At 66.0% G+C, this 9,411-nt stretch carries 9 protein-coding genes and 1 pseudogene; 5 read left to right on the top strand and 5 right to left on the bottom strand.

The genetic code is table 11. The annotated features are described in order from the left end of the window. Positions 1 to 1,170 precede the first annotated feature (1,170 nt). Complete coding sequence (locus tag AB0N66_RS40125; protein ID WP_365445107.1) at positions 1,171 to 1,608, top strand: glutaredoxin domain-containing protein; 438 nt, start codon at positions 1,171 to 1,173, stop codon at positions 1,606 to 1,608. Positions 1,609 to 1,699: 91 nt separating this feature from the next. Here the strand turns inward: AB0N66_RS40125 and AB0N66_RS40120 are convergent, their stop codons facing one another. The 3 genes from AB0N66_RS40120 to AB0N66_RS40110 are packed head-to-tail and all read right to left on the bottom strand — an operon-like array spanning position 1,700 to position 3,370. Beyond that, positions 1,700 to 2,263, bottom strand: coding sequence for a cysteine hydrolase (locus AB0N66_RS40120; RefSeq protein WP_365445104.1), 564 nt, complete (start codon positions 2,261 to 2,263; stop codon positions 1,700 to 1,702). Between the two features lie 43 nt (positions 2,264 to 2,306). Continuing rightward, positions 2,307 to 2,510 (bottom strand): DUF397 domain-containing protein, encoded by a 204-nt coding sequence (locus tag AB0N66_RS40115; protein WP_365445101.1) that lies wholly within the window; start codon positions 2,508 to 2,510, stop codon positions 2,307 to 2,309. An 8-nt stretch (positions 2,511 to 2,518) separates the two neighbouring features. Further along, positions 2,519 to 3,370: a helix-turn-helix transcriptional regulator gene (locus tag AB0N66_RS40110; protein ID WP_365445098.1), complete on the bottom strand. Its 852-nt coding sequence runs from the start codon at positions 3,368 to 3,370 to the stop codon at positions 2,519 to 2,521. 238 nt (positions 3,371 to 3,608) lie between these two features. Here AB0N66_RS40110 and AB0N66_RS40105 point away from each other — a divergent pair. Beyond that, positions 3,609 to 4,016, top strand: a pseudogene (locus AB0N66_RS40105) (ATP-binding protein). Between the two features lie 33 nt (positions 4,017 to 4,049). Continuing rightward, on the top strand, positions 4,050 to 4,982 hold the full coding sequence (locus tag AB0N66_RS40100; protein ID WP_365445095.1) for a hypothetical protein: 933 nt from the start codon (positions 4,050 to 4,052) through the stop codon (positions 4,980 to 4,982). A 51-nt stretch (positions 4,983 to 5,033) separates the two neighbouring features. On the opposite strand, the gene AB0N66_RS40095 is transcribed toward AB0N66_RS40100, so the two are convergent. Both AB0N66_RS40095 and AB0N66_RS40090 read right to left on the bottom strand, forming a co-directional pair. Beyond that, positions 5,034 to 5,387, bottom strand: coding sequence for a hypothetical protein (locus tag AB0N66_RS40095; protein WP_365445092.1), 354 nt, complete (start codon positions 5,385 to 5,387; stop codon positions 5,034 to 5,036). A 53-nt stretch (positions 5,388 to 5,440) separates the two neighbouring features. After that, entirely contained in the window at positions 5,441 to 7,141 is a 1,701-nt protein-coding gene (locus tag AB0N66_RS40090; protein ID WP_365445089.1) for a sodium:solute symporter family protein, read from the bottom strand. A 221-nt stretch (positions 7,142 to 7,362) separates the two neighbouring features. Between AB0N66_RS40090 and galT the strand changes: the two genes are divergently transcribed. Both galT and galE read left to right on the top strand, forming a co-directional pair. Then, positions 7,363 to 8,427 (top strand): galactose-1-phosphate uridylyltransferase, encoded by a 1,065-nt coding sequence (gene galT, locus AB0N66_RS40085; protein WP_365445086.1) that lies wholly within the window; start codon positions 7,363 to 7,365, stop codon positions 8,425 to 8,427. Further along, on the top strand, positions 8,424 to 9,392 hold the full coding sequence (galE, locus tag AB0N66_RS40080) for a UDP-glucose 4-epimerase GalE (RefSeq protein WP_365445083.1): 969 nt from the start codon (positions 8,424 to 8,426) through the stop codon (positions 9,390 to 9,392). The genes galT and galE overlap by 4 nt, the downstream gene beginning before the upstream one ends. The last annotated feature ends 19 nt before the right edge of the window (positions 9,393 to 9,411 follow it).

The following is a 9,411-nucleotide window of genomic DNA, read 5'->3' as shown; positions in this document are numbered from 1 at the left end:
CAGGGCGGCCGCGGCGGCGACGCCGAGGGCGTGCCGCACGAGTCTCTTGCGCTCCGGGCGCGGTTGGATCGCGCTACGTGCCTTCATCAGAGTCCTCACACGTTGGTCCCGGCCCGGGGGCCGGGACATCGGGTCAACGTGGGTGTGAAGGCCGCCGTCCACGGCAGCCGGAACGGACAGGTGAAGGGAAGGACGGGCCGTGCGTAAGGCAAGGAAAAGCCGCACTCGCGTATTCATGAGCACCCACCCCCCGTCGGCAGCCCTCAACACCCCGTAAGAAATAGCCACACTTCAGGGTCCGCCCCACGCTTTACGCGCGTTGAACAAGGACAGAGAGAAGCGCTTACCCAGGGTCGATAAAGTACTAAGGGAGCGCTTGTCCGACATTCACGGGAAGCCCTTTGGCTGCACCATAAAATCTCATTGCTTGAACCCTGTCCACCGTATAAATCTGCCGTTCAGGCGCTCATTTCCCCCCAGATATGGCACATCCCACGCAAATTGTATTCAAGATAAAATTCAAGCGCCTGGACGGTTGATATCGCTACTTACTCGGCCCCAGTGTGCAAAGTAAGTACTTGTCCACATTGAACGATCGGAATCAGCCAATGAAGTGGCTGAAGTTGGCCATGAATCGACTGTGGAAGTTGTAAACGGCCCGCAAAGATCGAGGTCCGTTGCGTTTGCTTCCTCGCCAGAGGAACGCGGCGAGGGTGCCGATCGGCTCGTGCGGTTGAAACCCGCGTCGGCACGTGGCGTGTCGGTCCGAGCTGTCGGGCATGCCCGGCAGCTGACATACGGGGGAACGTGCATACGGGGCGGTGCGGTAGGCCCGGGCGGGAGTGGCGCAGGCGGCGGTAGCCGTCTGGATCGCGATGACGTCCGTCGGTCCGTCGGTCCGTCGCCGATGCCGGAACTGCCGGGCACGTCTTGCTCCGGGCCGGTGATGAGGACGAGATACGGGACGCGGGCACTCGCCGAGGCAGCGGATCTTGGCGTGGGTGGTGTTGTGGCGGCGCTTCCATCGCTTGAGGCGGCGGCCTCGAAACGGTACCGATGGATATCTCTCGGCGATCGAATACGCGTCTCCCGGCTGCAGGCAGTTGGGGATTGGCCAGACGGGCGGCTTGGTTCGGGGAGCATTTCGGCTCACCGGTAGCCTGCGCCATCATGATGCGCGCTTGGATCCTGCCGACACTGCTTCTGCTCTGCGGTTCAGCCGTTGCGACTGCGCAAGTCCTCAAGGGGTACTCCGTTGCAGCCGCAGCGCTCCTGCTGGTGTTCGTGCTGCTCGCAGGCGTGTACTCGCCCCTGATCTTCCCGAGGTCGGTCGGTGTGCTGGAGGCACAGCGCCGCAGCGCGGTCGACGGCCGGCCGGTCGTCTTCTGGCGGCCGGGCTGCACGTACTGTCTGCGACTGCGCATCCGGTTGGGCCGGAGCGCCCGCCAGTTGCATTGGGTCGACATCTGGCGTGACCCCGCCGGAGCGGCGGCGGTGCGGGCGGCCAACGACGGCGATGAGACCGTGCCGACTGTCGTCGTGGCGGGTCGGCCGCACACCAACCCCGATCCCGCTTGGGTGCGCGAACAGCTCTTCCCTTCCGAGTGATCGGGAGTGAGCGGCGCCATTTGGGAAAGGCGTCCGCAGCCCCCGGAGAGCTCGTCGGCCGGTCTGACGCAGTCTGCCGGCCGGCCTCCCGTTATTGCGTTGCGATGGCTTTGAGCCAGTCCTCGACGGTGACGACATCTGCCCACTGCGGGAACAGCTTTTCGATGAGCATCGTGTGTACCTCGGGGTCGGTGTCGAGGCAGCCATCCGCCAGGACGGTGAGGCCGAAGTCCAGGTCGACGGCGCGCCACAGAGTGGACAGCACTACAGCACTGGTGGCGATGCCGGTGAGAACAAGGTTGTCGATATCGCGAGCCCTGAGTACCAGGTCGAGGTCGCTGCCCGAGAACGCGCTTCCCCGCCTCTTGGTGACCACGACGTCGCCTTGCTGGGGCGCGATGTCAGGGTGGATCTCGGTGCCGGGATCGCCCTCCGTGAAGAGACCGGCCCGCACGGCGTTGGTGAGCACCCGGTTGCGGGGGCTGACTTCTGGATTGCCTGGCCGCAACGCGATGACCACGTAGATGACGGGGATGCCCGCCGCGTGAGCCCCGTCGATCGCCCTGCGCAGACGCGGCAGGTATCCGGAGCCGTCGTCGGCGATGCGCACGATGTCCCGTTGGACGTCCATCACGAGCAGCGCGCTGTTCGCCATTCTTGCCGTCCCTTCGTCGCCGGGAAACAGAGCGAGTCCGACTTCACGTCGTGGGCGTGGCGAGGGTGCCGGACTTTATGCCGTGGAGGAGGTGGGCCAGGGGGGCGGAGGTTGTGGTGAGGCGGGTGGCGGGGGTGTCGCTCTCGCGGAGGTGGATGGTGTGGGGGGTGGTGGCGAGTTCGACGCAGTTGTCGCCGTCGCCGCTTCCTGAGAAGGACGACTTCTGCCAGTAGTCGGGGGTGGTCACGGAGGGCCTCACAGTTCCTTCGTCAGCTGGTGGATGAAGTCACGCGACCGTGCGGGTTCGAGCGACACGGCCTCCACCATACGGAAGAGCGTTCGGAAGGCTCCGAGTTGGGGCTCGGAGTCGATGAAACCCGCGCCGTGGGGTGCATCGCGTACTGCTGTGTCCAGCTTGGGCACAGGACCGCCCGCGTACATCATCGCGTTCGAGGCTCCGGCGAAGCCGTCCAGGTCGAAGGGGATGACGCGCACGGTGATGTGGTCCGCCTCGGAGAGTTCCAGAACGCGGTCGAGTTGGGTGCGCGTCGCCGCGCGGTCGCCGACCCGGATGCGAAGCGCCGCTTCGTGGATCACCGCCTCGTACGGCGTGGGGGCCGGGTCCTCGATGATCACCTTGCGCTCCATTCGATGGCGGACGCGCAACTCAAGCTCATTGGTCGGGAGTTCAGGGAATCGGTAAGAGGACACAGCGCGGGCATAGTCCTCCGTTTGGAAGAGGCCTGGGACGTGCAGGAACTCCACATCGAGCCGGTATGCGCAGTGGTGCTCCAGCTCGGCGAGGTCCAGGAATCGCGTGGGTAGCAGGCCTCGGTACTTTTCCCACCAGCCGTGTGTCCGGTCGGTGGCCATCGCCACCAGCGCGTCGACCAACTTATCGTCCGCACAGGAGTAATGAGCGGCAAGGCTGCGCACGCGCTCTTCGCTCACACCCGCGATCCCGGACTCTATCTGACTCATCTGGGCGGAGCTGGACCCGACCAGCGCGGCGGCATCAAGCGCTTTGAATCCTGCGGCCTCCCGCAGTTTCCGCAGTTCAATGCCCAGACGCTCCTGGCGCGCGGTGGGCTGCCGTCTGCGCGGCATGGCTTCCTCCCTTGGCCTCAACTGCCGTGAGGCTGTGACTCGTTCGAGGGGCAGATTACGGCAGTCACTTGCCTGGGCCCAAATTTAACCCGTACCGTCAGTCACGCGACGCACACGCTGCGGAACCCCGGGACCCCGGAAGCGCACCACCCCGTCATGCCGTGACGGCGGTGAAACTGCCACCGCCCGCAACCCGTAGCGCTCCCTCAAACTCCCTCACCCCAACCGGAGTTCACACATACCAAAAACAGAGAACGAACCCTGGGAGTACGTACTCCACATCCCCCACGACCCCCGAGCGGTCACCGTTTGCCGCCGTGCCGTCCGCTTGATCCTCACCCTCCACGGCCTGATCCGCCTGGTGGACGTCGGCGAGTTGCTGGCGGCGGAGCTGGTCTCCAACGCCGTACGCCATACCAAGGGGCCCGCCGCCCTGCGCCTGTAACACCGACACGGAGTGCTCCGCATCGGTGCGTGGGACGCGAGCCCCGAACCGCCGCCGTACGAGCTGATGGTGACTCCCGACGCGGAGGCGGGCCGCGGCCTCGCCCTCGTCCGGGCCTGCGCCGACGACTGGGGATGGCATCCGCTTCGGCAGGGCGGCGACACCGGCAAGTACGTGTGGTGTGACCTCGGCGCGGCGTAGCTCGTTGATCAAGTCGTACAGGAAGGAGGGCTGATGGTCAGCTCGTCGCATGAGGCGCTGCACCACTACGGCCAGAAGGACACGGCCGGGTTGATCCGCAACTTCCAGCGCCTGTTCCATGTGCCGTTCCCGGAGCCCTGCGGATTCACGGTGGTCAACACCGACTTGACCGAGATCGAGCCGGTCGAGCGGCGTGTGGACAGCCTGGTTCGGGTGCACACAGAGGGCGGTGACTTCCTGCTGGTGCTGGAGTCGCAGGGCAAGAAGGACGATAGGAAGCGGGGGAGTTGGCCCTACTACCTTTCGTACCTCTACGAGAAGTACCGCTGTGAGCCGGTGCTCATCGTCATGACCCAGAGCAGTTCCACCGCCCGTTGGGCCGCCCAGCCCATCCGGTTCGGTCTGCCCGGCTGGTCCTCGCTCGTCGTACGGCCGATGGTTCTCGGGCCGGACAACGTGCCGGTGATCACTGACGAGAAAGAAGCCGCGCAGGACCCGTCGCTCGCGGTGCTTTCGGCGATTACGCATGGTAGAGGACGGCGTGCCGCTGCGATACTGGGACCACTGGCGGCGGCTCTGGAGACGATTGACCCGGTAAGCGCGGCTCTGCTCGTAGAGCTGGTGACGTCTGGCCTGGTGGATTCCCAGGCGAAGGAGATTTGGAGGGACCTGATGGCTCCGGTGAACTACTTCTTCAAGAACCCGGTCGCGGAGAAGGTGAGGGACGAAGGACGCGTCGAAGGACGCGTCGAAGGACGCGTCGAAGGACGCGTCGAAGGACGCGTCGAGGATCGCATCGAGATGATCGTGAAGATCATGGAGTTGCGCGGCCTCCAAGTCCCCGACTCCGTCCGGCTTCGGGTGCAGGCGTGCTCCGACCTCGACCAGCTCAAGGTCTGGTCGGAGCGGGCCGTCCGCGTGACGGACCCCGCCGACCTCTTCACCCCCGATCAGCCGCCCGCATAGCCGTACGGGACCGGAGTCCCCATCAGCGAACTCCGGCCCCGCGTAACAGCGTTACTCCGACGGATGCCCCTTCTCGGCGTCCGGCAGCAGTTGCTTCACATCCACCGGTGGAGCGACCGGGCGCAGCCACAGCCACGCCAGGAAGAACAGGCCGAGGGCGAGCATGCCCAGGCCTGTCCACAGGTTGATGTTGATGCCCTCGGCCTTGTCGATGTCGGCGTCGGACGCGACGATGCCGGCGATCGTGATGATGATGCCGTAGAGGACGAAGAGGCCGCCGATGATGCGGCGGATGTCGAAGAGGCGGGCGGCGGTCTCGGACTTGTGTTCCAGTTCGGTGATCTCGCGCTGGAGTGCCTCGCTGGAGTGATCGGGGCGATCGGGGTGCTGCGGGTTGTCGGTCATGGTCTCTCAGCCTCCGGCGGTCAGCTCGGTCATGGTGGGTCAGCCTCCGGCGGTCAGAAGGAGAACGGGATGTAGCAGAGCGCGGCGAGGATCACCGCGCCCCAGCCGAGCAGTGCCGGCTTGCGGTACCAGGCGTCGTCGCCCTCGGCGGCCGGTTCGGTCATGCCGGGGGAGGTGGTGCCGTAGACGAGGCCCTGGAGCTCCGCCGCCGGTTTCGGGGCGGTGAAGAGGGTGACGGCGACCATGACCACCGCACCGGCCACGAAGCCCGCGATCGCCGAGACGAAGTTGGCTCCCTGGTCGGAGGGGATGTCGATGATCCCCTGCTTGTAGATGACGAAGTAGTTCACCATCGCGGCTGTAGTGCCCGCCAGCAGGCCCCAGAAGCCCGACTTCACGGACGCCCGCTTCCAGAACATGCCGACGATGAAGACGACGAACATCGGCACGTTGAAGAAGGAGAACAGGGTCTGGAGGTAACTCATGATGTTCGAGAACGACGAGGCCAGGAACGCCGTGCCCATGGATGCCAGGACGCCCACCGCCGTGATCAGGCGGCCGAACCGGACGTAGTACGTGTCCTCGCGGCCCTTCTCGACGTACCTCGCCCAGATGTCCGTCGTGAACACCGTGTTGAAGGACGAGATGTTCGCCGCCATACCCGCCATGAAGGCAGCGAGCAGGCCCGTCACCGCGATGCCCAGGACGCCGTTGGGTAGCAGCGACTCCATCAGATAGGGGATCGCGTCGTTGTACTGGAGGTCGGAGCCGCTGGTGCCGATCTTCGGGACCAGGACGGCGGCGACGAGCCCGGGGATCATCACCAGGAAGACGATGAAGATCTTCGGGAACGCGGCGATGAGCGGGGTGCGCTGGGCCGCGCTCAGGTTCTTCGCGGACAGCGCGCGCTGCACCTCCGCGAAGTTCGTCGTCCAGTAGCCGAAGGACAGCACGAAGCCGAGGCCGAGGACGATGGTCAGCCAGTTGGCGCCCAGCGGGTTGTCACTGCCGATGCCCGTACCGCCCCAGGCGGTCGTGAAGTTGTCGCCGTGGCTCTTGTCGAGCGAGTCGGTCAGACCGCCCCAGCCGCCGACCTTCTGAAGGCCGAGCACGACGATCGGGATCAGCGCGGCGAGGATGACGAAGAACTGCAGAACCTCGTTGTAGATCGCGGACGACAGACCGCCGAGGGTGATGTACGCGAGGACGAAGATGCCCGCGACCACGATCGCCACCCACTGCGGCCAGCCGAGCAGCGCCTCCACGACGATCGCGAGGGCGTAGAGGTTCACGCCCGCGATCAGGATCGCGGCGAAGGCGAACAGGATCGAACTGAGCAGGTGGGCCCATTTGTCGAAGCGCAGGAGCAGGAACTCCGGGACCGACCGGACCTTCGAGCCGTAGTAGAAGGGCATCATCACGAGGCCGAGGAAGACCATCGCAGGGATGGCGCCGATCCAGTACCAGTGGACCGTGTAGACGCCGTACTGCGCGCTGTTGGCGGCCATGCCCAGGATCTCGGTGGCGCCCAGGTTGGCCGAGATGAAGGCCAGGCCGGTGACCCAGGCGGGCAGCGAACGCCCGGAGAGGAAGAAGTCGAGGCTCGTCTTCACCGAGCGGCGGGCGGCGAAGCCGATACCCAGCACGACGACGAAGTAGATGGCGAGGATCGTGTAGTCGAGTGCGTTTGTGGGGAGCCGGAGCTCAGCGGCCAGGTCGATGCCCGGCGCAGCCAGGAGTGTGGGGGACTGCATAAGAACTCGCTTCGTTGCGTGAACTGATCCGGTTGTTGTGTGTGCTGATCCGGTCGTTACGTGTACTGATTGAACTGATCCAAACGGAACCTACGCCTCCACCTACCGGAACTGAACACTCGCCGTGGTGTCCTTTGTTTGATCGTGATGTTGACGCAGGTGGTGTTTTGTGGTTCATTGTGTTTAGTTCTGTTTGATGAGGGCGGATGGGGAGTTCCACGGTGAAGAAGACCTCGACCCGGCTGGCCGACGGTCGTGAGCTCATCTACTACGACTCGCGGGACGACGCGGTGCGCGACGCGGTGGACCGGCGTCCACTGGAGCCGACCGTCACCACTTCGGAGGTGCGTCGCGACCCGCTGCTCGGCGACTCGGTCGCGATCGCCTCGCAGCGACAGGGCCGCACCTACCACCCGCCGGCGAACGAGTGCCCGCTGTGCCCGTCGTCCGGCGACCGGCTGAGCGAGATCCCGGACTCCTCGTACGACGTCGTCGTCTTCGAGAATCGTTTCCCCTCCCTGGCCGGTGACTCCGGCCGCTGTGAGGTCGTCTGCTTCACCTCCGACCACGACTCGTCCTTCGCCGACCTGACGGAAGAGCAGGCGGGTCTGGTGCTCGAGGCGTGGACGGACCGGACGGCCGAGCTCTCCCACCTCCCCTCCGTCGAGCAGGTCTTCTGCTTCGAGAACCGCGGCGCCGAGATCGGTGTGACGCTGGGTCACCCGCACGGGCAGATCTACGCCTACCCGTTCACCACGCCGCGCACCGCGCTGATGCTGCGTTCACTGGCAACTCATAAGGAGGCGACGGGCGGCGAGAACCTCTTCGACACGGTCGTCGCCCGCGAGGTGGCGGACGGCTCGCGGATCGTCCTGTCGAGTGACCACTGGATCGCCTTCGTGCCGTACGCGGCCCACTGGCCCTACGAGGTCCACCTGTACCCGCGCCGTCGCGTGCCCGACCTGCTCGGCCTCGACGAGGACGCCCGCACAGAGTTCCCCAAGATTTATCTGGAACTCTTGAGGCGCTTCGACCGGATCTTCGGCGAGGGTGAGCCGGCGACGCCGTACATCTCCGGCTGGCACCAGGCACCCTTCGGCTCGCTGGAGGAGTTCGAAGGCGTCAACCGCGACGACTTCGCGCTGCATCTGGAGCTTTTCACCATTCGCCGCACTTCCGGCAAGCTGAAGTTCCTCGCGGGATCCGAATCCGGGATGAGCGTGTTCATCAACGACATCCAGCCGGAGTCCGCGGCTCAGCGACTGCGAGAGGTAGCGAGTTCATGAGTGGGAAGTACCTGGTCACGGGTGGCGCGGGCTATGTAGGCAGCGTGGTCGCGCAGCACCTGATCGAGGCCGGCCATGAGGTGACGGTCCTCGACAACCTCTCGACCGGCTTCCGCGAGGGCGTCCCCGCGGGGGCGGCCTTCATCGAGGGTGACATCCGCGACGCCGCCAAGTGGCTGGACCCCTCGTACGACGGCGTCCTTCACTTCGCCGCCTTCTCGCAGGTCGGCGAGTCCGTCGTGAAGCCCGAGAAGTACTGGGACAACAACGTCGGCGGCACCATGGCGCTGCTCGGCGCCATGCGCGAGGCGGGCGTCCGCAAGCTCGTCTTCTCGTCCACCGCCGCGACGTACGGCGAGCCGGAGGAGGTGCCGATCGTCGAGTCCGCGCCGACGAAGCCGACCAACCCGTACGGCGCCTCGAAGCTCGCCGTCGACCACATGATCACCGGCGAGGCGGCGGCGCACGGCCTGGGCGCGGTGTCCCTGCGGTACTTCAACGTGGCGGGCGCGTACGGCAGTTACGGCGAGCGGCACGACCCCGAGTCGCACCTCATCCCGCTGGTGCTCCAGGTCGCCCAGGGCCGCCGCGAGGCGATCTCGGTGTTCGGCGACGACTACCCGACGCCGGACGGCACCTGCGTCCGCGACTACATCCACGTCGCGGACCTGGCGGACGCACACCTGCTGGCTCTCACTGCCGCTCAGTCCGGCGAACACCTGATCTGCAACCTCGGCAACGGCGAGGGCTTCTCCGTCCGCCAGGTCATCGAGACCGTCCGGCAGGTCACCGGGCACCCGATCCCCGAGGTCCTGGCCGCGCGCCGGGCCGGCGACCCGGCGGCGCTGGTCGCCTCGGCCGCGACCGCCCGCGAGCGGCTCGGCTGGAGCCCGTCCCGCGCGGACCTCGCGGGGATCGTCGCGGATGCCTGGGCGTTCGCGCAGCACATCGCGAAGGAGCAGTAGGTGGGGGTTCACAAGGTCC

It is taken from the genome of Streptomyces sp. NPDC093544, from assembly GCF_040683495.1.
Classification (GTDB): domain Bacteria; phylum Actinomycetota; class Actinomycetes; order Streptomycetales; family Streptomycetaceae; genus Streptomyces.
This window is presented reverse-complemented; position numbering and strand designations above follow the sequence as displayed.